Genomic DNA, 24364 nt, shown 5'->3' on the forward strand with positions numbered 1-24364 from the left:
GTCGAGGCGTTCGGGCTCATCGACACCGCACAGATCGACCCGCTTCTCAGCATATCAACACAGGCCGCCTGACCGATGCCCTCGATTGGCCATACCCGAATTTACACCAGCTTGACGGACGCTACCCAACCAAGTTGGCAAAGTCGCACAGTAGCCGACGCACATGGCCATGTGGGTCGGGTCTCACTGCCAACCTGCCATTCAGCGAGATTGCAACCACCTTCGTTTCAAGTCGTCACATATGCGATACAAAACACCTGTAGCCGGACGACAGTGCTTGAGACGGGAGCTTCTCTCGCCGGGTCGAGCCGTGAGCTGGTAGGTATCAGCAAATCATAATCGGAGATAAGAGATGCAAATTTTGAAAGCAGTAGCGGCTTTCGGTTTCGCCCTTGCGGCGAGCCAGACAACTGCCCAGACAGAGATCACATTCTGGCACGCCATGGGCGGGGAACTCGGCGAATCAACCAACCAGATCGCCGAAAATTTCAACGCCAGCCAGAATGACTACCGCGTTGTTCCAGTGTTCAAGGGCACTTACGAAGAAGCCCTGACCGCAGGGATCGCCGCGTTCCGCGCAGGCGAGCAACCCAACATTCTGCAAGTGTTCGATGCCGGTGCCGCCACAGTGATCGGTGCAAAGGGCGCGACAGTTCCGGTTCAGGACCTGCTGGAATCCAACGGCGTCGACTTCAACATTGAAGATTACATTTCCGGCGTACGCTACTTCTTCGCCGACAGCGACGGCAAGATGATCGGTATGCCATTCAATTCGTCCTCGCCGATCATGTATTACAATGCCGATGCTCTGGAAGCAGCTGGTGTGACACCACCAGAAACATGGGAAGAGTTTCAGTCCGTTACCGCTCCGGCGCTGAAGGAAGCAGGCTACACCGCGCTGGCACAGTCGCATCTGCCGTGGATCTTCACCGAGAACTTCATGTCTCGTCACAACCTGCCGTTTGCCACCAACAACAACGGCTATGACGGTCTGGACACCCAGATTCTCGTGAACAACGACGCCCTGAAGGCGCATTTCACCGCCCTGACCGACTGGCAGGAGAAGGGCTATTTCGAGTGGTTCGGTACCGGCTGGGGTGACAACCAGACCCCATTCGAAGAAGGCAAGGTCGCGATCTGGCTTGGCTCTTCGGGATCTTTCGGCGGCCTGGCTGCCAAGGACCTGGGTTTCGAGTTTTCCGCCACCAATCTTCCCTACTGGGAAACAGTGACAACCGAGCCTACTCAGACCTTTATCGGTGGTGCTGCCCTGTTTGCAATGTCCGGCAAATCAGATGAAGAAAACGCTGCAACCGCAGCCTTCTTCGATTTCCTAACGAAGCCTGAAACCCAGTATTTGTGGCACCGTGAAACCGGCTATGTGCCGATCACAACAGCCGCCTATGAGCTGGCAAAAGCTGACGGCTACTATGAAGAAGCCCCCGCCGCGGAAGTGGGAATCCAGCAGTTGTCTCTGCCTGCCGGCGAAAACACCGCAGGCTATCGCATGGGCTTTTACGTTCAGATCCGCGACGTGATGAACCGTGAATACGGCCGTATCTTGACTGGCGAAACCTCTGTCGAAGATGCCTTTGCGAACATCGAAAAAGAAGCAAACGACCTGTTGTCCCGGTTCGCACGAACCCAAGGCTGACGCCCGACCTTCAAACCAAGGGCGGCCGCGCAATCGCGTGGCCGCTTTTGCATCTGATATTCAGGAGTACGACACGATGAAACGCGCAGGTTTCGTGAACCGCTGGCTGCCGATGTTGCTTCTTGCGCCGCAGCTGGTCATCATTGCGATCTTTTTCTACTGGCCCGCCGCTCATGCGCTTCACTCCTCGTTCTTTCTGCAAGACCCGTTCGGCTTTGGGTCGACCTTTGTGGGTTGGGAAAACTACACTGATCTTGCAGGTAACAGTGAATACCGCCGCATCGCGTGGTTCACTGTTTTATTCACCTGCCTCGTCACCTTCTTTTCGCTGGCACTCGCGCTGCTACTGGCGGTCAAGGCCGACAAGGTCATTCGCGGGGCACGCACCTATCGCACTCTGATCATGTGGGTTTATGCGGTCGCCCCGCCTGTCGCAGGCTTCATCGGCGTGATCATGTTCAACCAAAGCTGGGGCCCGCTGACGCGCGTTTTCGAGTATTTCGGTCACGACATGACACTTGGCGTCAACTACAACGACACCGCATTCGCCATGGTGCTGGTGTCGATATGGAAACAGGTTCCTGTCAATTTCATCTTCTTCCTGTCCGGCCTTCAGTCCATACCCAAATCAATCCGTGAAGCGGCTCTGATAGATAACCGCTCTGCCTCTGGCCGGTTCTGGGATGTGACTTTTCCACTCTTGGCACCGACAGGGTTTTTCCTGCTGATCATCAACATCACCTACGCCCTGTTCGATACCTTCGGCGTGATTGACACGCTGGTCAAAGGCGAACCTGGCAACAACCCCATGACGCTGGTCTACAAGGTTTATGTGGACGGGTTCCGCGGCAATGACCTCGGTGGGTCCTCGGCACAATCGGTGATCCTGATGGTGCTCGTATTGATTCTGACCGTCGTGCAGTTCCGCCTCGTGGAACGCCGCATTCACTACACATAAGGGCAATCCTATGACCGAAGCGAACCCTGCTGCAATGGCGGCTACCGCCGCAACTCCCGCCACCCGGCATCGCCGCCGCTTGCGGAGCGGAGACATTCTCGATCATGCTGTACTGATCGCAGGCGCACTGTTCATGTTGCTCCCTTTGCTGATGGTTCTGCAAATGACCACAGTCCCCGATGTCGAAGTGATCAAGACGGGGCCAACCCTGACCATTGGCGACCAGTTAGATGAAAATTTTGAGAAGGCGATGTTCGAAGCCTCGGGCTTTTCGGGCGAAAACACCGGCGTACGGATGCTGATCAACTCCTTCATCCTTGGCATCGGCTTTGCTGTTGGCAAGATCGTCATCGGTATGATGGCAGCCTATGCAATCGTCTATTTCCGCCTGCGTTTTGCGACACTGGCCTTTTGGATCATCTTCACAACGCTTTTGCTGCCGCTCGAGGTACGCATCCTACCTTCTTACGAAGTGGTGCAGAAGCTGGGGATGCTCAACAGCTTCCAAGGGCTGATCATTCCGCTGATCGCCTCGGCCACGGCGACCTTCTTTTTCCGCCAGTTCTTTCGCAGCGTGCCAGAGGAACTGGTCGAAGCCGCCCGCATCGACGGGGCCGGACCAGTAAAATTCTTCATCGACATCCTCGTGCCACTGTCAAAAACCATGGTCGCGGCGATGTTCATCATCATGTTCGTCTACGGCTGGAACCAGTATCTCTGGCCGACAATGATCACGACCGACGAGGATATGTTCACCCTCGTGCGTGGGATCAAACAGATCACGCAGGTGATGGAAGGTAACCGCATCCCCGAATATGGCCGCGCAAACCTGCTGGCGATCATCGCCATCGTGCCGCCCGTATTCGTCGTCATTTTCTTCCAGAGCTGGTTCGTCAAGGGCCTGACAGAGTCCGACAAGTAAGGAAAAAAAACATGGCTCAAGTCAAACTCGACCGTCTTCGCAAACTCTACCCCAACGGCTTCGAAGCGTTGACCCCGACTTCGTTCGAAATTCACGATGGTGAATTCGTCGTCCTTGTCGGACCCTCGGGCTGCGGCAAGTCCACGCTGCTGCGCATGATCGCGGGGCTCGAGGACATAAGTGAAGGCACGCTGCATATTGGCGACAGGATGGTCAACACGGTTGATCCTGCCGATCGGGACATTGCAATGGTGTTCCAGAACTATGCACTTTACCCGCATATGACCGTGCGCCGGAACATCGGTTACGGTCTGAAAAACCGCAAGATCGCGCAAGATGTCATAGACAGTAAGGTGCGCGATGCGGCGCAGATGCTGAACCTGACCGAACTACTGGACCGCAAGCCAAGCCAGTTGTCCGGTGGTCAGCGCCAGCGTGTCGCCATGGGCCGCGCCGTGGTACGCGACCCGGCTCTGTTTTTGTTCGATGAACCGCTGTCAAACCTCGATGCAAAGCTGCGCCATCAGATGCGGATCGAAATCAAGGCCCTCCAACGCCGTCTTGGTGTCACATCGGTCTACGTCACCCACGATCAGGTCGAAGCCATGACCATGGCTGACCGGATCATCGTGCTGAACGCGGGCCGGATCGAACAGATCGGCACACCGGCAGATATCTATCACGCGCCCGCATCGACCTTTGTCGCCTCGTTCATGGGCGCACCACCAATGAACTTGCTGGATGGTCATTGCGCCGATGGCACCGTGACACTGGGCGAAGGTTTTGCGTTGGGCACTTCTACCGACACTTCCACACGCAAGATAACAGTGGGCATTCGCCCCGAAGACGTTGAACTGGGTGGGGCCGGGGCTGTGCCGTTCCATGTCGATATAATCGAAGAACTGGGCGCGCACCGCCTGTTGCACGGCAGGCTGGCGGACCAAGCCTTTACCGTCCACATCCCCAAGGATCAGCACGCGAGCACCGGCGAAATGCCGATCACCCTGCCCGAACCGGCGCTGCGTCTGTTCGACGCTGAAACGGGGCGCGCGCTATGATTAACCGCACCGTTGCAACCCTGCCGCCGGTGACAGACGCGCAAAAGGCCGCAATCAACGCAGCCCCCCGCACGGCAGATGCCCACCGCGCCTTATTGGCTGATCTGCCAGCTATGCAGGCGGTGCAACTGGGCGGGCAGGCACGGGCCGCCCAGTTGCCCGCAACCATCAGCGTCGCTGCATGGAATGTCGAACGCTGCTTGTTCCCGCAGCAAACCGCTCGTCACCTTGCGCCGCTGGCCCCCGATGTTGTGCTGTTGTCCGAGGTCGATCACGGCATGGCCCGCACAGGCCAGCGCCATACCACAGCCGAGATCGCAGCCGCACTTGGCATGGCCTATGCCTTTGGTGTCGAGTTTCTGGAGCTTGATCTGGGCGGCGCCACCGAGCGGGCGTTCTGTACCGATGATTTCAACGCGCTTGGCTGGCATGGCAATGCAATCCTGTCATCGGTTCCCTTTGACGCGGTGATGATGGTGCGACTGTTCGATCATGGACACTGGTTCGCAGGCCCCGCCGACAAGGTGGACCCGAACCAGCCACGGGTCGGCGGGCGCATCGCGCTGGCCGCGATACTGCCGACCGTCGCAGGCCCGATCTGCGTGGTGTCCACCCATCTGGAAAGCAACGCTGACGTGACGCACCGACACGGGCAGTTCGAAATCCTGTTGGACGCGGTCGGCGTTTTCGCACCTGATATGCCCGTGCTGATCGGCGGTGATCTGAACACGGGCAATGATGCCCCGCCAGATTATGACTGGCGCGCCGAAACGCTCTTCGATCTTGGTCGTTCGCGCGGTTATGATTGGGGTTTTACTGCGGACGGTACGACGACCCGTGCAAGCCTGATCACCCCGCATCCGACCCGACAACTCAAACTGGACTGGCTGGCAGGGCGGAATTTGACTTGCACGGAGACTGGCATCCTGAGTTCGCTGTCGGATGACGGCAAGCCCCTGTCAGATCATGATTGTGTGTATTGCCGCGTCACTTTCAACTCGTCTCAGATTTGAAAGCCACAGCGCAAGTCTGGGTTGATCGACGGCTTGAGGTCGTTTGCACGGGAAACCGGAATGCCGCAGCAGCTCTGCAAACGGCGCCTTCTTGCTCGTTGCTGCCGTTCATGAGCCGTGCGGCGAATTCACACTTACTGCCCGATGCCGCTGGTGTACTGGAAATTGCAGAAGCTTGGGAGTGCGTATCATCTGGGCCAACATCACTTGGTCAGCCGGGGATGTCCTGAGTCAGGTAAAGACGCGTTGCCGTTGGATACTTCATGATCATGGCCGATGGAACGCCTGGCGCTACCTTTCAAAGCAACGACAGACCTGGGGGGCAAATGATCCTTTACGCCATCACCGCCGTTCTCTTCCTCGTCATCGATGCGGTCATGTTGACGCTCGTGATGAAACCTCTGTTCACCCGCCACATCGGGGACATGATGCGCGACAGCCTGATGCTGGCCCCGGCGGGGCTTTTTTACCTCGCTTACATTGCCGGGCTCGTGTTCCTCGTCTCGACCCCGGCCCTGCGCGATGCGGCCCCGGAGCGGGCGGCGCTGCACGGGGCCGTGATCGGCGCGATGGCCTACGGTACGTATGAGTTCACGTCGATGTCGATCATGAAGAACTGGTCCTGGGCGATGGTCGCCACCGACACGGTCTGGGGCGCGGTGCTGACGGGCTTTTGCGCCTGGGCCGGTGTGATGATCATGATGCGCGTTCAGGGCTGACCCGCGGCGACACAAATGGCGGCGGCGCGGCCGCGGCGATCATAGAGAGGCAGGGATGCTGTCACACGCGACACGGACGATCGGGGCAATTGCCGGGCTTCTGGGTATCGCCGCCTGTTCCGTTTTCGGAGGTGCCGCCGCGCCGGAATCCGAATACGACGTGGTCCTCTCCGAGCCGCCGTTCGAGCTGCGCGACTACGGCGAACTGGTCGTGGCCAAGACCCCGATGACGGATGGGTCCAGCACTGCGTTTGGGCGTCTTTTTGACTACATTTCTGGCGCCAATGGCGGCGCGCGCGACATCGCTATGACAGCGCCAGTCCTGAACACCGAAAGCGCCGATGGCGCCAAGATCGCGATGACCGCACCGGTCCTGCAAGACCGGGAAGGCGCGCGCAATATGATCTTTGTCCTGCCCGAGGGGCTGACACCGCAGACCGCGCCGGTACCGACCGATGCGCGCGTCTCGCTGACGACGATCCCGCCGCGCCGAGTCGCGGTGGTACGCTATTCCGGTTTCCTGACCCGGCGAGTCTCAATCGAGGAAGCCCGGCTGCACGACTGGCTGGCGCGCAAAGGCCTGAGGGCGACGGGGCCGGCCGAAATCGCCGGTTACAATCCGCCCTGGACCCTGCCGCCCTATCGCCGCAACGAGGTTCTCATCCCCGTCGAACGTGACTGACCGCCGGTTCCGTCTCCGCCATCTGACGTTGATGCTCGGCATGATGCTACAACTTGGGCAGGGGTTCGAACCTCCGAGTAACAGTTTTCGAGACCGTTTTCAGCCTATTGTGGCGCATTAAGACCCTTATTTTATTGGGGCTCCACGGTGCGAGATGCGCAATATTAGCATTATCGGCGGGGCAGGGCGGCATAGTCGGACGGCATAGTGCTGGCGCTTTGCGTTCCCGCCAGAGGAGGCCGCTGCGGGCGTGCTTTGATAGAGTGGGCCGCAGAGGTTCGATTGGTTACCAGAGGACCGGTAAGACCGGCTAACCCTGGGAAGCGAGAGCAAAGCTGAATTGGAAGGGCGGGGTTAGCAAACCATTAATCACCGTCGCCTCTCTTCGAGGAGGATGGTGCGATCGGCCCGGCCCGGACTTTGGAAGCGGGCGGCGTGCCGCGGTGCAGCAGAGCCATGACCCTCGTTCCTGGTCGCCGGCAGTCTCAGCGCAAATTTGAGGGTTAACAAGTGCGGAAACCAATGCCACCGTCAGATGTTTGGGACGGCGGAAAGACGAACGAGGGCAGACTGGGTAGATCTATGACGGTAAAACATGTGATTATAAAAGGCCACGTGCCGGGTGTATCGTACAGAGCATGGAGGCGTGATCGGGCACAAGAACTGGGGATCTCGGGATGGGTTCGCAATCTGCCGGACGGATCGGTCGAGGCCCTTGTCTCTGGGGCAAGCGAGGCTGTCGAGGTTTTGATCGAAGCTCTATAGAAGGCCCGTTTTCGGCGGATGTAAATGATGTTTGAACGCCTCCGAGACCCAGACGCCTGTCGAGCGGGGTTTTCGTACCCGGGGCTGAGAGACGGACGCATTCGCGGAAATTGTCAGCCATCGAGCGTGTCGGCGCACCGCCGGCTTCGATACCAGTGGGACTTGTGTTCAACGCGGTTTCGAAGCAGGATCTTAGGCTGCTTCACCGCGCAGATTGCAAGTTTCCTCGCGCAGTGTAAGAAGGGCAGGCAACATAAGTTTTTCGCCGAACCCGAAAGTCACAAATCGAAGTCGGCCAGCTGTCAAGTCCTGCTTGAATGCCAGTTTCCCATGAATTTTCCGGGACCCCGTTTTGGCTGAACTGCCTCCGGAGGTGCCGCTTCACGAAAGGGTGAAGAATTGAACACCGCGACTGACAGCCTCTTTCTGTCACACCCCGATCCGATGTTGATCTATGATCTGGAAACGCTGCGATTTCTGGATGTCAACAAGGCCGCCGTCGCAAAATACGGGTATTCCCGCGACGAATTTCTTTCAATGACCATCGCCGATATCCATCCGGATGAAGACAAGTCCGCCCTTGTGGCCCACCTCGCGGCTGCCACCGAAGGCCGCAACGAAGCCGGGATGTGGCGGCACCGGCTGAAGTCCGGCGAGATCATCCATGTCGACATCACCAGCCACATTATCGACCACGATGGGCGCAGCGCGAAGCTGGTCGCGGCACGGGATGTGACGGAACGGGTGAATGCTGAAAGGGCCCTTGCGCAGGCGAAACGGATGCTCGAGATCGCGGGTCATTCGGCAAAGTTCGGAGCCTGGAGCTTTGACGTGGCCAACAGAAAAGCAGAATGGTCCACCGAGACCGCCCGTATCCATGATGAACCTGATGGGTTTTCACCACATATCGACGATGCGCTTTCCTATTTCGCGCCTGAGGATCGGGAGCGGATCAAGAATGCATTCAAAGATTGTATTGCTCATGGCCGTTCCTTTGATGAAATACTCCAGGTAATCACGGCGAAAGGCCGCAAGTTATGGGTGCGCTCGACGGGTGAGGCGGTTCTTGATGAAACCGGCAAGACCACGATGGTTGAGGGCTCCATTCAGGACATGTCTGAACTGGTGACCGTCCGCAAGCGTGCTGAGGACGCGGAAAGATTGCTGGCGATGGCCGGCCGGGCGGTCAAGCTGGGGGGGTGGCGCGTTGATCTCGCGAACCAAAAGGTAACTTGGACGGATGGCACAGCGGCCATTCACGAACTGCCGGCTGGCTTTTCCCCTTCATATGATGCTGGGATCGATTATTTTGCACCAGAAGAGCGCGACTCGGCGCGGAAGGTTTTCGACGATTGCGTCGAACACGGCATTGCGTTTGATAACGTCCGCGACCTGATCACGGCAAAGGGAAATCGCATCCAGGTCCGCTCCTTTGGGGTGCCGGTAAAGGATGACGCGGGCCAGATCGTTGCCGTGCAGGGCGCGATGCAGGACATCACTGAATTGATGACCGCCCAACGGACAGCTGATGAGCTTAGCGGGCGTCTGGCCGAGACGTTGGAAAATATAGGCGATGCCTTTTTTATGCTCGATAGGGATTGGCGCTTTTCCTACCTCAACACCAAGGCTGAGGAGCTTCTGGAGCGCACTCGTGAGGAATTGATTGGACGCCGGATTAGCGATGAACTTTCTGGAAGCGTCTTTGAAGCTCAGTATTCGCGGGCGTTCGAGACCGGGCAGACAGTCAGGTTTATTGAGCATTATCCTCCGCTCAAGCGAACGTTCCGCGTCACTGCCCATCCGATACCAGATGGATTGGCTGTCTATTTTTCCGACATCACCGAAGAATGTCGCCAGACCGAACAGTTGCGGTTGCTCGAGGCGGCCGTTCAGCAGATCAACGATGTCGTCATCATCACGGATGCCATACATCGCGCTGCTTCTGGCGACGACACCATCATTTACGTCAACGATGCCTTCGAACGCATGACCGGGTTCACGCGCGACGAGGTGATCGGACGGACACCCAGAATCCTGCAAGGCCCCAAAACCCAACGCTCCGAACTTCACCGGATCTGGCAGGCGATTGAGACCCACTTTCCAGTGAGCGTCGAATTGATCAACTACACGAAGTCCGGTCGGGAATACTGGCTGGAGCTCGACATGGTTCCGCTTGCAAATGGTGAAGGACAGGTCACGCATTTCGTCGCGGTGCAGCGCGATATAACCGATCGCAAGCGCGGCGAGGACGCATTGCGCGTCTCAGAGGCACGGTTTCGCCTGATCGCCGACGCAACCGAAAACACCGTTTGGGACTGGGACATCGCCGAAGGGCGCTGGTGGTGGAGCGACGGAATGGTGCAGCAATTCGGCCATCATCCCGATCCCGACGCCAAGCTGCCGACCGTCTGGCGCGCAAACGTGCACCCCGACGACCAGATGCGTGTCGAGGCACTTTTCGAGAAGCTCACTCTGGGTGAAATTGGTGTACTTCACGACCAGTATCGGTTTCGACGGGCCGACGACAGTTGGGCGCATGTGGAAGAACATGCCTTCCCGATCCGCGATAATGAAGGACGTATCGTCAGGGTCATTGGAAGCATGGCGGATATCTCGGATCGGCTGGACATGGAGGAGCGTCTGCGTCAGTCGCAAAAACTGGAGGCCGTGGGTCAACTGACAGGCGGCATTGCCCATGACTTCAACAACCTGCTGACAATCATCATGGGCAATACGGAAATGCTTCGGGACAGCCTTGAGGAAGACAGTCCACTGCGGCGGTTTGCCGACGCGAGCGCTGTTGCGACGGATCGCGCCACTGAACTGACCAATCGGCTGCTGGCGTTCTCGCGCAAACAGATGCTTCAACCCCAGGTGTTTGACGTCAACGCCGTGATTACCGACTTCGAGGACATTCTGCGCCGGACCTTGGGTGAGAATATCGACATCGAGATCGACCTCGCCAATGATATATGGCTGACAGAGATCGATCTTGCTCAGGCCGAAGCCGCCATTCTGAACCTTGCGATCAATGCGCGCGATGCGATGCAGGGTGGCGGGTCATTGACCATCGAGACGGCGAATGTGGTCCTCGACAGCGACTATGTCTCGAGCGAACCTGATGTGCCTGCCGGGCACTACATCGTCATTGCGGTCAGTGACACCGGGCACGGCATTCCCAAGGACCAGATCGCACAGGTCTTCCAGCCGTTCTTCACCACGAAAGCTGTTGGCCAGGGAACGGGGCTTGGCTTGAGCATGGTGCACGGTTTCGTCAAGCAAACCGGCGGTCATATCCGGATCTATTCCGAAGTGAACGAAGGCACGACCGTCAAACTGTATTTCCCCCGGTATGTCGGGGACCGAGAAGAGCAAGGTACCACATCGCAGGACCGGCCCTTGCAACGTGGTCAGGAGACCATTCTGGTAATCGAGGACGACGTCCTGATCTTGCAGCAGTTGATGGCGCAACTGACCGGGCTGGGGTACCGGGTGATCACGGCGTCGGCCGGCCCCCCGGCGCTGGACATCCTGCGTGCGAGATCGGATATCGACTTGCTCTTGACAGATGTGATCCTGCCCGGCGGCATGAACGGACGTCAGATTGCCGACGCCGCCCGTGTGATCCATCCGGACCTCAAGGTTGTTTTCACCTCGGGCTATTCGGAAAATGCGATTGTGCACCACGGACGGCTGGATTCCGATGTCAACTTTCTGGGCAAACCCTACCGCCGGTCCGAACTCGCCGCGAAGGTTCGGGAGGTTTTAGAGTCCTGACCGAAGTGTCTTTACCGAAAATCCTTAATCAGGAGCAGGTAAATGCAACTCCACGGTCGTTCCTTTGCCGCTTGCGCTGCGCAGCCTCAATTCTCCTGAGGCCACGCGTGCAAGACCATCAACAAAGCTGAGCCCCAGCCCAATGCCCATGCCGACCTCACGCTTCGTGAAGAATGGCTCTCGGGCCTTTTTCAGCGTGGCGTTGTCCATGCCGAATCCCTGATCGCTAACAGCGATGACGATCTCTCGGGCCTGAGTCTCGTCCCTCATGGTCAGCCGCGTCGAGAGATGAATGTCACCGCCGTCAGGCATCGCTGCGACCGCATTTGTGATCAATTCTTCAATCGCCTCTTTCAGCATGTCTGACCCCAGCTCGACAACGGCGCCAGCGGCTTGGAGATCGACCGTCAATCGATACTTTGCGGCAAGGCGGTTGGCCTGATTCCGCGCGATGTCCTGCAAATGCGGGTCGACCTCGAGGTTGGCGAACTGTGCAAGGGTATAGCCCGAATACAACAGCAGGTGATTGACGAGTTTTGCAGCCCGTTGCGTCACGACAAAACTGCTTTCGAGGGTTGGTTGAAGATGCGGTCGATCAGCAAGCTCTTCTTCCAGTAATTCAAGGTTGCCCAGAATAACGGTCAGGATGCCGTTCAGATTGTGCGCGAATCCACCAGTCAACTGACGGACGATGGCGTCACGGTCGATCTGCCGCTTCTGGGCTTCGGCGCGGAATTCTTCCGTGACATCTTCCACGACACCCACGACAGAAGTTATGAGGCCGCCAGAATTGGTGATCGGAATTGCCTTCATTTGGACGTGTCGCTGCGGCGCATCCTGCACGTCGATACGTAAACGGCCTGAGAAAGTTTTGCCTGCGCGGATCGCCTCCTGAAACTGTGGCCCGATGGCGGTGCGATCCTCGCTGGTCAGGGCCGAGAGCCAGTCTTCCGCAGAGTCGACGCCCAAAAGTGCAAAAAACCGGCGACTGGCCTGCACTATTTCACCGGAAAAAGGATCAGCGCGGAAAATACCCACGGGAAGTGTGTCGTAAAACGCGTGCAACTCGTTGTTGGTGCGATCAAGGCTCTGGTTGGTCGCGCTCAACTCTTCGTTCAGATCTTGAAGCTCTTGGTTGGCCGCAGACAGGGCGCTGCGCGCAGCCAGCAGCTCACTTTCATAGCGGCGCCGGTCTGTCGCGTTAAAGACGGTGATCCAGATCGAGATAGCCTTACCGTCCTCGTCGCGCCGTTCTGCCGCATTGACCAAAATCGGAATGCGGTCACCGTTTTTTGCGACCAGATCAAGCGCCACTTCGTTGAATGATCCCTGAAGACGAAGGAGCGGCGCGAAATGCGTTTCGTAGTAAATCTTGCCCGCCACATTCAGCAGGTCCTGAAATCGCCGCCCCGGCAACTCGCCGGTGTCATATCCTGTCCATGCCCGGAATGTTGCATTCACTCGAACGATGCAGCCGCCAGGATCAAGAGACAGGTAACCGCAGGGTGCATGCTCGTAGAGATCCCGGAGTTCATCGAGATCGATCTGCAAGGCGTCTGTATCGCTGGGGCAATTGGTGTCCATATCAGGCAAAGATGAAATCACGAATGGCGGTCGACGTGGCCTCGGGTGCGCTTAGGTTCGGGCAGTGGCCAGTCGCATCGAGCGTGACAAGTTGGCTGTCTGGAATGGCGTCGTGAACGTATTTACCCACCGCTTGCGGCGCGATGATGTCTTCCCGGCATTGCAGGATCAGCGTCGGGATTGCAACGTGAGCGAGGTCGGATCGGTTGTCTGATGTAAAGGTGGTGCGGGCAAAGTGCCGGGCAATTTCCGGATCGGTCCTGCAAAAGCTGTTGGTCAGCTCCTCGCCCAACTCCGGTCGATCCGGGTTGGCCATGATCGTCGGCGCCATGGCCGCGGACCACCCCATGTGATTGCTGTCCAGAAATTCAAGCAGCTCTTCGATTTCGGGCGCAGTGAAGCCGCCGAAATAATTGCCATCGTTAATATATTTCGGCGAAGGGCCGACGAGAACGAGGTGACTGAACAATTCAGGCGCAGCGCGCGCCGCCAGCACACCAATCATCGCACTGACCGAGTGTCCGACAAAGATCGCTTTGCCCAGATCGAGTTCCCGGAGGATTTCCAAGACATCATCGGCGTGCCCCTCGAGGCTGCTGTATCGGTCCGGCGACCATGCGCTCAGATCTGACCTTCCTGCTCCGACAAGATCGAACAGCACCACTCTGAAATCGTCCGTAAAGTTCGGCGTCACAAACCGCCACATGTTCTGGTCACAGCCGAAGCCATGCGCAAAGACAATGGGCGATCCGGAATCCCCCAGTATCTGCACGTTGTTTCTGGTGATGACTGACATGGAGTCCTCCGGCATTTGCGTGTCTTGTGGCTCGGCGCGACCGCGTTTCAAATTTGACCCGTTCCAGCTCTTACGGCTGGTCCATCAGAATCTTGCGCTTGCCTGAACGTAATCGCACACAACGTGTTGGACAATGCCAAGCCTACGGATGGGCGGTTTACACCCATCACGCAATCAAATCGCTGGAAATCCGAAAACTCATCCTCGTCTCGGCCCCATCGCTGCGCATTGGCACAGGGATGCCGTGATCCTGAGCGCGACCATTGATCTCGCGTCGCAACTGGGCCTGCGGGTCGTTGCAGAGGTGGTGGAACGGGCCCAGCAGGCCGACTGGTGGCGATGAAAGCCCTACGGGGCAAAAGCGCGCACGGTGCTTTCTCCGAGTTGCATCTCGGGGCCGAACTCGATGCCTTGGGCTTCTACGGCAAGCGGCGCCATGCCCGCCAGGAGCGCGGCGCGGAGGGTGTGGTGTATGGTCAATAGGGTCTTTCTTTCGTTTGGGTTAATTGTGATGGCCGTGGTCCGGCGCGGCGCAGGAAGGTGGAGGAAGAGACCGCGAAGGTCCTGGAGCCGCGTCTGGGCGTTCGGGCTCAAGGGAATTACCATACGCGCATCGCCCAGCCATGGGTTAGGGCAGAGATTCGTACCTCCGAGTAACGGTTTTCGAGACCGTTTTTGGGGCAGGGTGGGGATGCCATAGCCTTTATTTATATGGGTCCGCGGGATCTGTATGCGCGAGTGCGACAAGCTGAGCGGTGTAAGACGGCATAGTTGGACGCCATAGCATCCAAGCGGCGCATTACCCCCTTGTGAGGCGGCTTCCCCCATCCGACGCGGGCACTTGATCAGGAGAAGATTGAAGGTCCCATCGCCTGGATGCGAACGGCAGCCTCGAGCCCAAAGTGCTCACGGCTTCACAGATCAGTTTCGCGACCGCAGCGAACGCGCTTGGTCGTGAGCGACCCGTAGCCAGCCTTCATGCTAAGCGCAGCGAATGGCGGTGCTGAACCGAAGGCGTGACCCGGTCCTTCGCGCTTGAAACGGAGAGGCTTGCTCAATTTTCAAGCCAAAGTGGGAGCGTATGTCAGCCATCGCACAACCGCCGGCAGACTATGTCGACAGAAGCATCGTCATGAAAAGTGGCCAATATATTGATCGAACGCAAGAAAGAAGCTCTCGAACGCGATGAAAGTCGCACCCCATCTTGACGGCCGCGGCGACGATCTCGCCGTCCCACCCGATGCGGCCTCGGGCAGAATTGCTCCGGACATATCGCAAAGGAGGTTCGCAATGGACCTGATCGCTTTCACCCCTGTCGTCACGCCCGTTCTGCGCGCATCCCGCCTCGACTTCGCGCTGGATAGCCTCGACGGTTGGCTCGGCGCCGAGGTTGGCAATCTCGAGGATCTGTTCGACATCACCGGCCACGGCGATGCCGTCGACGATATCGAGGTGCTCAGGAGTCTGCATCTTGCACCCGGCGCGAGCCCGGAGGATGTCCGCCGCCTGCTCGAAGACGCGATGCTACCTCTCGAGCGCCTGCTGGACCGGGTGTGGTCGATCCCCCTCAAGGGCCCGTTCAACGATCCTTCGGGTCTCGACGCATGGATATTCCGGTCGGAAGCAAGGCTCGAGGATGTCCTGTCGGCGCTGAACCTCGCGCTGGCGGCCTGAGGCGGAGCAGAGTCTCGCTATCCATCTGAGACCGTTTTAACGGTGGCGCATACACATGTTTAACAGTGGCGCATACACATGGCCTCTAGGCGACATGTGCCGTCGTGGTGGACGATGGCGCGTCAGATCTGCGAGAGAGAAACCGAATACATGAAAGCGGCCGACACGTGCATCGCGACGCTTGCGGCGCGACCCGCGTCGATCGTCGGCGAGCCGGAGCCGGCGATGGTTTCGGCGCATCTCCGAGTGGAGCACAACATGCAGCACATTCCCGGTTTTCTTTAGAAGGAGCTTGACACCATATACTAAGATCGTCCATATTATGGATGTATATCAGTAACTTAGCATAGAATCCTACCACCCCAGCCAGTTTTGCCCGCCAGTGATGCTATGAAACTGCCCGTCGACCTTGCGTCAGACGCCGATATGGGTTGCTGAGACCTCGGGCGTGATCTCGGAAAACGGGCCGGACCAGACCGTTGTCCCTCGGGCGAGGATCACCGCGCGGTCGGACACCTGCGCCAGTTCCCGCACCGATTTGTCGATCAACAGGATCGCTGTCCCGGTTTCGCGTTTCAGCCGCGCGATGGCTGCCCAGATTTCATGACGGATGATGGGGGCCAGCCCTTCGGTGGCCTCGTCCAGGATCAGCAGGCGCGGGTTCGTCATGAGCGCGCGTCCGATGGCCAGCATCTGCTGTTCGCCGCCCGACAGCGACGCGGCGCGTTGATTCTTGCGTTCGCCAAGGCGGGGAAACAGGTCCGCGAGGGTTTTCAGAGTCCAGTCACCGGGACGCGCGGCTGCGATCAGGTTCTCCTCGACCGTGAGATCGCGGAAGCAGCGCCGTCCTTCCGGGGCCAGGCCAATGCCAAGCCGCGCTGCCTTGTGGCTTGGCAAGCCGTGCAGATCTTGTCCGTCAAAGCGCAACACACCGTCGGCGGCGATCATCCGGCAGATTGCCTTGACGGTCGTTGACTTGCCCATGCCGTTGCGCCCCATCAGCGCCACCACCTCGCCCTCGGCCACGTCAAGCGTGACGCCGAACAACACCTGCGCCACGCCGTAGCTTGCGGTCAGATCCTGCACCGAGAGCAGTGTCATGCCTCTTCTCCCAGGTAGGCCACGCGCACGGTGCTGCTGGACCGGATCTCGTCCACACTCCCCGAGGCGATGACCTTGCCGTAGACCAGCACGCTGATCCGGTCGGCCAGCGCAAAGACCGCGTCCATGTCATGTTCGACCAGCAGGATCGGTGCTTCCGCCCTCAACTGGTCAAGGAGGGCGGTCATCTGGTGCGATCCCTCGGCTCCCAGCCCGGCCATCGGTTCGTCCATCACGAAAGCCTTGGGTGACAGCGTCAGCGCCACTGCCACCTCCAGCTGCCTGCGTTGGCCATGGGAGAGGGCGGCACAGCGCATGTGCCGTTGGTCGATCAGGCCGACACGCTCCAGCGCGGCTTCGGCGATGGCGGTGAGGGATCGGTCTGACAGCGCCCGTGTCCAGAATTGCCAGGGCCGCCCGGACGCGCCCAGGGCACCCAGCACGACGTTCTCCAGTACGGTGTCTTCCATCGCCAGAGCGGAAATCTGGAAGGTCCGGGCAAGCCCGGCACGGGCGCGGTCTGCTGTGCTGTCCTGCGTCACGTCCCGTCCCATAAGGTGAACGGTTCCGGAATCCGGGGCCAAGCCACCGCAGATCTGTGCGATCAGGGTCGATTTGCCCGCCCCGTTCGGGCCGATGATGGCGTGGATTTCGCCCGCGCGCAGGTCGATTGACACGTCATCGGTCGCGGCCAGCGCGCCGAAGCGCTTCTTCAGGTTTCGGGTCTGAAGGATGGCGTCAGACATGCGCGCCCTCCTTGCCGGTCAGAAGGCCAATGATTCCACCACGGGCGAACAGCACGATGGCCAGCAGGATCAACCCCAGATAGACATGCCAGAACTCGGTCAGCCCTCCCAGCCAATGCTCCAGCGCGACGAACAGGCACGCGCCGATGACCGGGCCATAAAGCCGCCCGACGCCGCCGATGATGATCAGCACGATCAATTCGCCCGAAAGCTGCCAGCTGAACATGGTCGGCGACACGAACCGGTTGAGATCGGCAAAGAGCGCGCCCGCCAGCCCGGTGATCGCGCCAGAAATCACGAAGGCCACCAGCTTGAGCCGCACCGGGTTCAGACCCACGGTCTCGACCCGCGTTGGAACCTGCCGTGCGGCATTCAGCGCCAATCCGAACGGCGCATTCTGCAACCGGGCATTCAGGAACAGCACGACGCAGAGCAGCACAAGGCACAGGCCGAAGAACTGGATCGGCACAAGCGTGTTCAGTCCGGGAAAGCCGTTGCGCACATAGATCGACAGCCCGTCCTCTCCGCCATACGCGCTCCAGGAAATCGCGAAATAAAAGAACATCTGCCCGAAAGCGAGGGTGATCATGATGAAATAGACGCCCGATGTCCGCAGGCTCAAAAGCCCGATGATCCATGCTGCCAGCGCTGATATGACGATGGCGACCAGCCAGATCACGGGCATGGACTTGGTGCCGGGAATGACCAGTCCGATCAGGTTCAGCGATGTGAAGGTCTGCGCATGATAGGCTAGGATGCCCATCGCGTAACCGCCGATGCCGAAGAACACCGCGTGACCAAGGCTGACAAGCCCGCCGATGCCCAAGGCGATGTTCAGGCCGACGGCGGCAATCGCGAGGATCACGGCGCGCGTCACAAGCGTGATGGTGAAGGGTTCGTCCACCACCACGGCCCAGAGCGGCACCGCGAGCAGGCCAAGCAAGGCCACCCAGTTGACCAGACGTTCGGGGATCATGCGCGGGCTCCGAACAGGCCGGTGGGGCGCCAGACCAGCACGAGGCTCATCAGGATGTAGATCGCCATGGAGGCCAGCGCCGACCCGGTCTGTGTTGCGGCTCCCGGCTCCATGAAGAGCTTGAAGAGTTCGGGCAGAAAAATCCCGCCCAGCGTGTCCGTCAGGCCGACCAGCAGCGCCCCGATGAAAGCACCCTTGATAGACCCGATGCCGCCGATCACGATCACCACGAAGGCAAGGATCAGCACAGGTTCGCCCATACCCACCTGCACAGACTGGATCGCGCCCACCAATGCTCCAGCCAGCCCGGCCAATGCCGCGCCGATGGCAAAGATCAGGGTATAGAGCCTGCGGATATCCACCCCCAGCGCCGCGATCATCTCGCGGTCGTTTTCGCCTGCGCGGATCTGGATGCCGACACGGGTGCGTTCGATCAGCGCCCAAAGCCCCAGACCGACCAGAAGGCCGACCGCGATCAGGAACAGGCGGTACAGCGGATATTGGATGCCGCCTGGCAAGGTGACGGGGCCGGACAGGGCATCCGGAATATCAAGGAAAAGCGGAAACGATCCGAACAACCAGCGCGTGCCTTCGGAAAAGATCAGGATCAGTGCGAAGGTGGCCAGCACCTGATCCAGATGCGCCTTGCCGTAGAGCCTTCGGATCACCGTCATCTCGATCAGCGCCCCGGCGATGGCGGCCACCGCAAGGGCCGCAGCCAGGGCAAGCCCGAACGATCCGGTTGCACCAGCAACGGCAGCGGCGGCAAAGGCGCCGATCATGTAAAGCGATCCATGCGCCAGATTGATCAGCCCCATGACGCCAAAGATCAGCGTCAGACCGGCCGCCATCAGGAACAGCATGACGCCAAACTGCACTCCGTTGAGGAGTTGCTCGATGATCAGGAGTGTCGACATGGCTGCCCGCGTTTTGGTGTGCCGGACACTGCCCCCGGCACACCGTCTGGCGTCTTACATCTTGCAGTCGACGGCGTAGACGTCGCCGTGGTTTTCAAGTGCGACACCGATGATCTTGTTGGTGAACACGTCGCCTTCCTTGATGACCTCGCGGGCGTAGATCGTCTGGATCGGGTGCTGGTTCGGGCCGAACTTGAAATCGCCACGTGTGCTGTCGAAATCGGCGGCACGCAGCGCCTCGCGGAAGGCATCGGCATCCGACACCTCGGCCTTGTCCAGCGCCGACAGGATCAGGTTGGCGGTGTCAAAACCCTGGCTGGCATAAAGCGACGGCAGGCGTCCGTATTCGGCCTGGAAGCTTTCGACGAAGGCGGCGTTGGTCGGATTGTCGATATCCTTGTTCCACTGGCTGGTGTTCACCACGCCAAGAGCCGCATCGCCAACCGCTTGCAGGATGCCCTGGTCAAAGCTGAAGGCCGGGCCGACCACCGGCAGATCGACACCGCTGTCGGCATATTGCTTGAGGAAGGAAATCCCCATGCCGCCCGGCAGGAAGAAAAACACGCTGTCTGCGCCCGACGCCCGGATCTGCGCGATCTCGGCGGCATAGTCGGTCTGACCCAGTTGGGTGTAGATCTCGCCGGCCAGTCCGCCTTCGAAGGTGCGCTTGAAGCCCGTCAGCGCATCCTGACCCGCCGGGTAGTTGGGGGCAAGGATGAAGCTGTTGGAATAGCCCGCGGATGTCGCATAGGCACCCGCCGCCTCATGCAGGTTGTCGTTCTGCCAGGCGACGTTGAAATAGTTGGGATGGCAGCCCTGACCGGCCAGCGCCGACGGGCCCGCATTGGGTGAGAGGTAGAATTTGCCCTGTGCAGTGACGCCGGGAATGACGGCCATGGCAAGGTTCGACCAGATGATCCCGGTCAGAATATCGACGCGCTCCGATTGCACCATCTTGTCGGCCAGTTGAACGGCGATGTCGGGCTTTTGCTGGTCGTCCTCGATCACCACGTCGATATCGTCGCGGCCCGATTGACCGATGGCCAACATGAAGCCGTCGCGCACGTCGATGCCAAGACCGGCACCTCCGCCGGACAGGGTGGTGATCATCCCGATCTTGGTCTCGGCAAAGGCCGATGTCGCGCCGATCACCATGGCCGCCGTGGCCATCAGAAGCTGTTTCATCTGGTTCTCCCTAATGTTGTCGTCCCGTGTGATCGAACTGTTGATTGCCACCGGACCGGCGGCGCAATTCTGACCCAAGACGTTTTGTCCTTGAATGTGTTGAACAAAGCGTGCCGAAAAACAAGAGACCTGTGCGAATAACACGGGTCTTGGCGGATGGTCCTTCGGGTTTTGCCGGTATTTTACCGAGTGGTAAATTTGCAATCAGGCGCGCTGGATGCTGAGGCGGGCCTGCAGGCCGGTTGCCGAGTTCTCGAAGGACAGCGCCCCGTTGTGCAGCGCCGCGATGGTCGCGACGATGGACAGGCCAAGCCCGTGCCCCGCGATATAGCCCGTGTTCTCGCCGCGCTCGAACGGGGCGATCAGGGCTTCGACATCCCCAGCCAGCGTGTCGGATCCTTCGTCTTCGACCACGATGGTGGCGGTTTGCGCGTTGGTCTCGATGGCGATGCTGGCACTGCGCCCGTATTTCAGCGCGTTGTCGATCAGGTTGGTGATTGCCCGCTCCAACGCAATCGGTCGTCCGCTGATGATCACCTGCCGCCCTGTCGTGACCACGCTTTGACCCTGCCGCGACATGAACAGGGACCGGCCCCCCTGAACCACCACATCGCGCGGTGGCACAAGGGTCACAGGATCCCCAACGTCCTGGTAATCCGACACGATGGTTTCCACCAGCGAGTTGAGCGACAGTTTGCGCGGCGCCTCGGCGTTCATCTCGACGCGGGTGTAGGTCAGGGCGCTTTCGATGATGCCGGTCATCGAGTCGATGTCGGATTCCAGCTTGCGGCGCAATTCGTCGTCCTGGATCAGCGCGGTGCGCAGCCGCAGGCGCGTGGCCGGAGTGCCAAGATCATGGCTCACGCTGGACAGAACGGCGGCGCGGTTGGCAAGTTGCCTGCGCTCAGCCTCGAGGAACGCATTCAGCGACTCCACGATGTCCCGCAATTCGGTCGGGCCGGTGGTTTCGTAACTCTCCGGACCACCAAAGCGACGGTTGCGAAAGGCCTGCGCGAAGGCGTCAAAAGCTTGGGTCGTGTTCCCGATCAGCGTCACCAAGGCGGCCACCGCCAGCAACGCGACCAGCACCGCCATGAGGCGCATGTCGCGCGGTGCCGCGTCACACCCCCAGATCGCGCTGCCCTCGACACGGTGCCATGGTCCGTTGCCGTAGCGTGCAAACAGGATCGGATCGCTGCAATAGGTGGCGAAAAGGCGGGTCAATGCCGCCAGTTGCGCGGGCGGGCTGGGTACCGCGTCGGCCTGAATGTCGGCAACGGGGTAACGCAACACGTCCGACACGGCGCCGATGCGCAACCCGCCATCCGCCCCCTGCAGGGACAGCACGGTGACATAGGCGGGTTGCGGTGTGCCCGTGATCCGTTCGAACTTTCCGGTTTCGGCCAGTACGGCATCCTCTGCCGACAATTGCGTGACCGTCAGGACAGGGTGGGTGTCGCGCCCCGTTCTCAGCGCTTCGTAGGTCAACAGCCCGGCGGTTTGCGCAGCAGCCAGATGGTCCGACCAGGATTGCGTGGACCGCAGCCAGAGCGCGGTGGCCAGCGTTGCCGAAATCATCGCGATCGCCACCCAGATCAGGGCCAATGTGCGCAGCCGGAACGCCCGTGCCATCAGTTGGACTCGGCGGTCACATCGACGGCGAACACGTAGCCGGTGCCGCGTTCGGTGCGGATCATTTCGGGGGCTTTCGGATCGGGTTCGATCTTGGAGCGCAGCCGCCCGACCAGAACGTCGATGGCGCGGCCCGTCGATTCAGGCTGGTCCTGATCACCGGTCACGTCCAGCGCCGTGGCGATTTCCTGACGGGTCAGCGGGATATGCGGATTGGCCAGCAGCACCTTGAGCAACGCGGTCTCGCGGCGGGACAGCGACACCTGGTAGCCGTCGGGGGATCGCACCTCGTCCTGTTTGCCGTCATAGACCCAGCCGCCAAAGCGGAAGGTCTGGATGCGCCGCCGGTAAATCAGCGAGGACGACCGCCGCGCGCGGGACAGCACCGCGCGTACCCGCGCCAGCAGAAGTTCGGGGTTGAAGGGTTTGGCCACGTAATCGTCTGCACCGGTCTCGTATCCCGCCATCCGCTGGTGATCGGCGGACAGGGCCGAGACCATGATGATCGGCACGTCATGGTCGCGTCGAAGCCCCTTGCAGATCTCCAGCCCGCTTTCATCGCCCAGCATCACGTCCAGCAGGACAAGGTCGATCCGCCCATCGTCAAGGTGGCGATGCACCTCGGCCTCGGTCGCGGCAGGCAGCGCGATGCACCCGTTCTGGCGCAGGTACTGGCTCATCATCTGGCGCATGTCGGGGTCGTCATCGACCACCAGAATTCGTGGAATCGCCACCTGTCCTCCTCCTCCGGCCTCGGCGTGTCACCACGAGGACCCTTCGTTGTCATGTAACAACAGGAAACGAAATCTCGTCCAGTGTAACAGCGTGTAACGAGAGGCACGAAAATCTGCACGTCGTTTTTGAAAACCCGCCATGACGTGATTGCAATGCTGGGGCCTCTTTCGTCAAAGATAAGCACCTGATGCCAGAACTGGCACAGATTTTGGGAGGACTACACACATGAAATCCGTATTTTTCGGCGCTGTCTCCGCCACCGCTCTGATCGCATCCGCAGTACATGCCGAACCCAAGGCAGAAGTCCTGCATTGGTGGACATCGGGCGGTGAAGCGAAATCGGTCGCCGTTCTTCAGGAAGAATTCGCCGCACAGGGCGGTGTTTGGACCGACATGCCCGTCGCAGGCGGTGGCGGCGACGCCGCGATGACCGCATTGCGGGCGCGCGTCCTTTCGGGCAACGCACCGACCGCCGTTCAGCTCAAGGGCCCGGCGATCCAGGAATGGTATGAAGAGGGCGTTCTGGCCGACATCTCGTCCGTGGCCGAGGCAGAGGGCTGGGCCGACGTGCTGCCCGCATCCATCGCCGGTCACATGAAGTGCGACGGCACATGGTGCGCGGCTCCGGTGAACGTGCACCGCGTTGACTGGATCTGGGCAAACGCCGCCGTTCTCGAAGCGAACGGCATCGAGATGCCGACCACATGGGACGAATTCAACGCCGCAGCCGAAAAGCTCGAAGCGGCGGGCATCATCCCGCTCGCGCATGGCGGTCAGGCCTGGCAGGACGCAACCGTGTTCGAAGCCGTCGCACTGGGCATCCTTGGCCCGGACGGCTTCCAGAAGGCGTTTGTCGATCTCGACATGGACACCCTGAAGTCCGACGAGATGAAGGCCGTGTTCGACCAGATGCGCACCATGCGCGGCTTTGTCGATCCGAACTTCTCGGGTCGTGACTGGAACCTTGCCACGGCGATGGTCATGAACGGCGAAGCCGCTTTCCAGATCATGGGTGACTGGGCCAAGGGCGAGTTCATTGCCGCTGGCAAGGCGCCGGGCGAAGACTTCCTCTGCGCGTCGGTACCGGGTGATGGCTTCCTCTACAACGTGGACAGCTTTGCCATGTTCGATGTGGAAGGCGAGGACAACAAGGCTGGTCAGGAACTGCTGGCAGAGCTGATCGTCGGTCAGAACTTCCAGAAGGTTTTCAACCTCAACAAGGGCTCGATCCCGGCACGCACCGATGTGTCGCTCGAAGCGTTCGACAGCTGCGCCCACCTGTCCTCCAAGGAAATGACCGAAAGCTCGGACAATGGCTCGCTCCTGCCCAGCTATGCCCACGGCATGGCGCTGCGCGGCGCGCAGGCCGGCGCGATCACCGATGTCGTGACCGCGCATTTCAACTCGGACATGTCGTCTGACGACGCCGTCAACATGCTGGCCGACGCGGTCGCCAACAGCATGTAAGCG

At 59.8% G+C, this 24364-nt stretch carries 22 protein-coding genes and 1 pseudogene; 13 read left to right on the plus strand and 10 right to left on the minus strand.

Annotated features, from left to right (window positions below; translation table 11 throughout):
• The first annotated feature begins 352 nt into the window (after positions 1 to 352).
• The 10 genes and pseudogenes from IEV82_RS21510 (at position 353) to IEV82_RS21550 (ending at position 11548) form a co-directional block, all read left to right on the plus strand.
• On the plus strand, positions 353 to 1654 hold the full coding sequence (locus IEV82_RS21510) for an extracellular solute-binding protein (RefSeq protein WP_188484152.1): 1302 nt from the start codon (positions 353 to 355) through the stop codon (positions 1652 to 1654).
• Positions 1655 to 1730: 76 nt separating this feature from the next.
• Complete coding sequence (locus IEV82_RS21515) at positions 1731 to 2612, plus strand: ABC transporter permease subunit (RefSeq protein ID WP_188484153.1); 882 nt, start codon at positions 1731 to 1733, stop codon at positions 2610 to 2612.
• A 34-nt stretch (positions 2613 to 2646) separates the two neighbouring features.
• Positions 2647 to 3534: an ABC transporter permease subunit gene (locus IEV82_RS21520; RefSeq protein ID WP_373285256.1), complete on the plus strand. Its 888-nt coding sequence runs from the start codon at positions 2647 to 2649 to the stop codon at positions 3532 to 3534.
• A gap of 11 nt (positions 3535 to 3545) precedes the next feature.
• Entirely contained in the window at positions 3546 to 4592 is a 1047-nt protein-coding gene (ugpC, locus tag IEV82_RS21525; RefSeq protein WP_188484155.1) for a sn-glycerol-3-phosphate ABC transporter ATP-binding protein UgpC, read from the plus strand.
• Positions 4589 to 5605: an endonuclease/exonuclease/phosphatase family protein gene (locus IEV82_RS21530; RefSeq protein WP_188484156.1), complete on the plus strand. Its 1017-nt coding sequence runs from the start codon at positions 4589 to 4591 to the stop codon at positions 5603 to 5605. The genes ugpC and IEV82_RS21530 overlap by 4 nt, the downstream gene beginning before the upstream one ends.
• Before the next feature lie 326 nt (positions 5606 to 5931).
• Complete coding sequence (locus IEV82_RS21535) at positions 5932 to 6324, plus strand: DUF2177 family protein (RefSeq protein ID WP_188484157.1); 393 nt, start codon at positions 5932 to 5934, stop codon at positions 6322 to 6324.
• A gap of 55 nt (positions 6325 to 6379) precedes the next feature.
• Positions 6380 to 7006, plus strand: coding sequence for an SOUL family heme-binding protein (locus IEV82_RS21540; RefSeq protein ID WP_188484158.1), 627 nt, complete (start codon positions 6380 to 6382; stop codon positions 7004 to 7006).
• Positions 7007 to 7588: 582 nt separating this feature from the next.
• On the plus strand, positions 7589 to 7771 hold the full coding sequence (locus tag IEV82_RS24090) for an acylphosphatase (RefSeq protein WP_373285254.1): 183 nt from the start codon (positions 7589 to 7591) through the stop codon (positions 7769 to 7771).
• Positions 7772 to 8215: 444 nt separating this feature from the next.
• Positions 8216 to 8476 (plus strand): annotated as a pseudogene (locus IEV82_RS24095) (PAS domain S-box protein); the annotation flags it as partial.
• Between the two features lie 75 nt (positions 8477 to 8551).
• Positions 8552 to 11548, plus strand: a complete 2997-nt coding sequence (locus IEV82_RS21550) for a PAS domain S-box protein (RefSeq protein ID WP_229747961.1) — start codon at positions 8552 to 8554, stop codon at positions 11546 to 11548.
• A gap of 24 nt (positions 11549 to 11572) precedes the next feature.
• Here IEV82_RS21550 and IEV82_RS21555 read toward each other — a convergent pair whose 3' ends face one another.
• The 3 genes from IEV82_RS21555 to IEV82_RS23955 form a co-directional block, all read right to left on the minus strand.
• Positions 11573 to 13099, minus strand: coding sequence for a PAS domain-containing protein (locus IEV82_RS21555; RefSeq protein WP_188484160.1), 1527 nt, complete (start codon positions 13097 to 13099; stop codon positions 11573 to 11575).
• Between the two features lie 34 nt (positions 13100 to 13133).
• Positions 13134 to 13979 (minus strand): alpha/beta fold hydrolase, encoded by an 846-nt coding sequence (locus IEV82_RS21560; protein ID WP_229747962.1) that lies wholly within the window; start codon positions 13977 to 13979, stop codon positions 13134 to 13136.
• A gap of 297 nt (positions 13980 to 14276) precedes the next feature.
• Complete coding sequence (locus IEV82_RS23955; protein WP_268236144.1) at positions 14277 to 14408, minus strand: hypothetical protein; 132 nt, start codon at positions 14406 to 14408, stop codon at positions 14277 to 14279.
• Between the two features lie 810 nt (positions 14409 to 15218).
• Between IEV82_RS23955 and IEV82_RS21565 the strand changes: the two genes are divergently transcribed.
• Positions 15219 to 15602 carry a hypothetical protein gene (locus IEV82_RS21565; protein ID WP_188484161.1) on the plus strand — a complete coding sequence of 128 codons (384 nt, stop codon included), beginning with the start codon at positions 15219 to 15221 and terminating at the stop codon, positions 15600 to 15602.
• 114 nt (positions 15603 to 15716) lie between these two features.
• The gene (locus IEV82_RS21570) at positions 15717 to 15887 is read left to right on the plus strand and encodes a hypothetical protein (protein ID WP_188484162.1); all 171 of its coding nucleotides are present in this window, start codon (positions 15717 to 15719) and stop codon (positions 15885 to 15887) included.
• A gap of 129 nt (positions 15888 to 16016) precedes the next feature.
• Here the strand turns inward: IEV82_RS21570 and IEV82_RS21575 are convergent, their stop codons facing one another.
• The 7 genes from IEV82_RS21575 to IEV82_RS21605 form a co-directional block, all read right to left on the minus strand.
• Positions 16017 to 16703 carry an ABC transporter ATP-binding protein gene (locus tag IEV82_RS21575; protein WP_188484163.1) on the minus strand — a complete coding sequence of 229 codons (687 nt, stop codon included), beginning with the start codon at positions 16701 to 16703 and terminating at the stop codon, positions 16017 to 16019.
• Positions 16700 to 17449, minus strand: coding sequence for an ABC transporter ATP-binding protein (locus IEV82_RS21580; RefSeq protein ID WP_188484164.1), 750 nt, complete (start codon positions 17447 to 17449; stop codon positions 16700 to 16702). The genes IEV82_RS21575 and IEV82_RS21580 overlap by 4 nt, the downstream gene beginning before the upstream one ends.
• Positions 17442 to 18425 (minus strand): branched-chain amino acid ABC transporter permease, encoded by a 984-nt coding sequence (locus tag IEV82_RS21585; protein WP_188484165.1) that lies wholly within the window; start codon positions 18423 to 18425, stop codon positions 17442 to 17444. Before IEV82_RS21585 ends, IEV82_RS21580 begins: the two co-directional genes overlap by 8 nt.
• Positions 18422 to 19342, minus strand: coding sequence for a branched-chain amino acid ABC transporter permease (locus IEV82_RS21590; RefSeq protein WP_188484166.1), 921 nt, complete (start codon positions 19340 to 19342; stop codon positions 18422 to 18424). The genes IEV82_RS21585 and IEV82_RS21590 overlap by 4 nt, the downstream gene beginning before the upstream one ends.
• A 54-nt stretch (positions 19343 to 19396) precedes the next feature.
• Positions 19397 to 20527 (minus strand): ABC transporter substrate-binding protein, encoded by a 1131-nt coding sequence (locus IEV82_RS21595; protein ID WP_188484167.1) that lies wholly within the window; start codon positions 20525 to 20527, stop codon positions 19397 to 19399.
• Between the two features lie 204 nt (positions 20528 to 20731).
• Positions 20732 to 22159 carry a sensor histidine kinase gene (locus IEV82_RS21600; RefSeq protein ID WP_188484168.1) on the minus strand — a complete coding sequence of 476 codons (1428 nt, stop codon included), beginning with the start codon at positions 22157 to 22159 and terminating at the stop codon, positions 20732 to 20734.
• The gene (locus tag IEV82_RS21605) at positions 22159 to 22893 is read right to left on the minus strand and encodes a response regulator transcription factor (protein ID WP_188484169.1); all 735 of its coding nucleotides are present in this window, start codon (positions 22891 to 22893) and stop codon (positions 22159 to 22161) included. Before IEV82_RS21605 ends, IEV82_RS21600 begins: the two co-directional genes overlap by 1 nt.
• A gap of 226 nt (positions 22894 to 23119) precedes the next feature.
• Here IEV82_RS21605 and IEV82_RS21610 point away from each other — a divergent pair, with 226 nt between their 5' ends.
• On the plus strand, positions 23120 to 24361 hold the full coding sequence (locus IEV82_RS21610; RefSeq protein WP_188484170.1) for an ABC transporter substrate-binding protein: 1242 nt from the start codon (positions 23120 to 23122) through the stop codon (positions 24359 to 24361).
• Positions 24362 to 24364: the final 3 nt, after the last annotated feature.

The sequence above is a fragment of the Marivita lacus genome (assembly GCF_014637725.1).
GTDB lineage: Bacteria > Pseudomonadota > Alphaproteobacteria > Rhodobacterales > Rhodobacteraceae > Marivita > Marivita lacus.

Coding starts and splice junctions, on each gene's coding strand:
- IEV82_RS21510 (WP_188484152.1), top strand. CDS start 353: ATGCAAATTTTGAAAGCAGTAGCGGCTTTCGGTTTCGCCCTTGCGGCG.
- IEV82_RS21515 (WP_188484153.1), top strand. CDS start 1,731: ATGAAACGCGCAGGTTTCGTGAACCGCTGGCTGCCGATGTTGCTTCTT.
- IEV82_RS21520 (WP_373285256.1), top strand. CDS start 2,647: ATGGCGGCTACCGCCGCAACTCCCGCCACCCGGCATCGCCGCCGCTTG.
- ugpC (WP_188484155.1), top strand. CDS start 3,546: ATGGCTCAAGTCAAACTCGACCGTCTTCGCAAACTCTACCCCAACGGC.
- IEV82_RS21530 (WP_188484156.1), top strand. CDS start 4,589: ATGATTAACCGCACCGTTGCAACCCTGCCGCCGGTGACAGACGCGCAA.
- IEV82_RS21535 (WP_188484157.1), top strand. CDS start 5,932: ATGATCCTTTACGCCATCACCGCCGTTCTCTTCCTCGTCATCGATGCG.
- IEV82_RS21540 (WP_188484158.1), top strand. CDS start 6,380: ATGCTGTCACACGCGACACGGACGATCGGGGCAATTGCCGGGCTTCTG.
- IEV82_RS24090 (WP_373285254.1), top strand. CDS start 7,589: ATGACGGTAAAACATGTGATTATAAAAGGCCACGTGCCGGGTGTATCG.
- IEV82_RS21550 (WP_229747961.1), top strand. CDS start 8,552: ATGCTCGAGATCGCGGGTCATTCGGCAAAGTTCGGAGCCTGGAGCTTT.
- IEV82_RS21565 (WP_188484161.1), top strand. CDS start 15,219: ATGGACCTGATCGCTTTCACCCCTGTCGTCACGCCCGTTCTGCGCGCA.
- IEV82_RS21570 (WP_188484162.1), top strand. CDS start 15,717: ATGGCGCGTCAGATCTGCGAGAGAGAAACCGAATACATGAAAGCGGCC.
- IEV82_RS21575 (WP_188484163.1), bottom strand. CDS start 16,703: ATGACACTGCTCTCGGTGCAGGATCTGACCGCAAGCTACGGCGTGGCG.
- IEV82_RS21580 (WP_188484164.1), bottom strand. CDS start 17,449: ATGTCTGACGCCATCCTTCAGACCCGAAACCTGAAGAAGCGCTTCGGC.
- IEV82_RS21585 (WP_188484165.1), bottom strand. CDS start 18,425: ATGATCCCCGAACGTCTGGTCAACTGGGTGGCCTTGCTTGGCCTGCTC.
- IEV82_RS21590 (WP_188484166.1), bottom strand. CDS start 19,342: ATGTCGACACTCCTGATCATCGAGCAACTCCTCAACGGAGTGCAGTTT.
- IEV82_RS21595 (WP_188484167.1), bottom strand. CDS start 20,527: ATGAAACAGCTTCTGATGGCCACGGCGGCCATGGTGATCGGCGCGACA.
- IEV82_RS21600 (WP_188484168.1), bottom strand. CDS start 22,159: ATGGCACGGGCGTTCCGGCTGCGCACATTGGCCCTGATCTGGGTGGCG.
- IEV82_RS21610 (WP_188484170.1), top strand. CDS start 23,120: ATGAAATCCGTATTTTTCGGCGCTGTCTCCGCCACCGCTCTGATCGCA.